Raw genomic sequence first — 1,370 nt, forward strand, 5'->3', positions numbered from 1 at the left:
GGATTATCTATGTCAGCTCAGATAGGATGGATTACTAATTTAGATAAGTATGAACTTGGTAAAAGCTTAGGGGAAACTATTAGTAAGACTTTATCAGGAAATAGTGTAGCGGGAACAGTGTGTGTGGGGATTTGCGGCTCAATTGGCAGTACTATTTTAACTGAAAAACCACGAGTTTTATTGGGATTGGGGGTTGGCGGTGGATTTTCATTTGGAGCAGATAGAATGTATAAAATAGGAGAGGAGAATGAAAAATAAAATTGCTCGAGTAAAAGAGTGGCTATTTTTCCCTTTGATAATTTTTTGGGTGATGTTTTTTATTTATTCAACATTTCATATTAAGAATATTCAAGATAAGAATATAAGAAATCAAGAGGAGACTATATCAATTCTATCGGAAGAATTTGGGAGTATTATTGATATTGAGTCTAAGTATAACAATAATTACATTTGGGCAAATCTATATTTTCGAGATATGAATGATCATAGAGATAAATTATTAGATTTAGGTTTTATAGAAGTCGATAAGTGGTTTTGCAAGAATAGAGTGAAAGTACGATTTTTTGTAGTAGGGAACAAAGAAGGACTTAAATATTACTATCCAAGTGAAAGATGTATAATATCAAAGTGAGCATCATAAAGTTGGAAAGGAAGCTATTCAGATTGGGGACTTATGATAAAGATCTTAATAGAATTAAGGATTAATGATTATGTTTAATATTATTTTTGATGGTATTCCTTTTGAAAACAAATGGGGTAATAGAGTTGTACGTGCGAAGATAAAAATTAATGATTTTTCGGAAGATTTTTTCTTGCCTGTAGGGTATTGGATTATTAAAGATTATAAAAAACAATGGGTAAAATCTCTAATAGAAGGTCAGGAAGATAAAAAACACTCCGTGTTAATCACATCAATGTATAATCCGGAAGAATTAAATTTTATTCAAGCCTGGATTGTTTATTATGAATTAGATAAAGTCTACATTCAAAATAAAATTATTTTTGTTGATGATTTTTTGAGTTTTGATTATAGGAAGATAAATAAATGTATATAACCAAGAGGGATAAGTTTTCAGAATATGGAGATAAAATATCAGGATAGGAAACAGGTGTATCCTCTATTATTAGGTTCTGTAAGCAATTAATAAATATATAAATTGATTGGTGTAAATGTCTAACTTTCTTAATATTGTAGAAAGAAAATAATATGCTAAATATCTATAATGCAAATTTCAAAGCGCAGGCGAGCGGCAACAATGCCTTAGCAGGCGCTACCGCCGCAGCAAGTGGCGAACTTACTGCCAAACTGCTGACAGAACAGCTTTACGGCAAAGCAGCGCAAGACTTAAGTGCAGAAGAAAAAGAAACCA

Annotated in this window: 3 protein-coding genes; all 3 read left to right on the plus strand. The window is 31.4% G+C overall.

The window, feature by feature from the left end:
• On the plus strand, positions 1–258 hold a 258-nt coding region (locus OA57_RS12745; protein ID WP_034618283.1), incomplete at its 5' end, for a hypothetical protein.
• A complete protein-coding gene (locus OA57_RS12205; protein WP_034618284.1) occupies positions 248–631 on the plus strand; it encodes a hypothetical protein in 384 nt (127 codons plus the stop codon). The genes OA57_RS12745 and OA57_RS12205, both read left to right, overlap by 11 nt.
• Before the next feature lie 79 nt (positions 632–710).
• Entirely contained in the window at positions 711–1,055 is a 345-nt protein-coding gene (locus tag OA57_RS12210; RefSeq protein ID WP_084589943.1) for a hypothetical protein, read from the plus strand.
• Positions 1,056–1,370: the final 315 nt, after the last annotated feature.

Source organism: Chelonobacter oris, from assembly GCF_000772535.1.
GTDB classification, from domain to species: Bacteria; Pseudomonadota; Gammaproteobacteria; order Enterobacterales; family Pasteurellaceae; genus Chelonobacter; species Chelonobacter oris.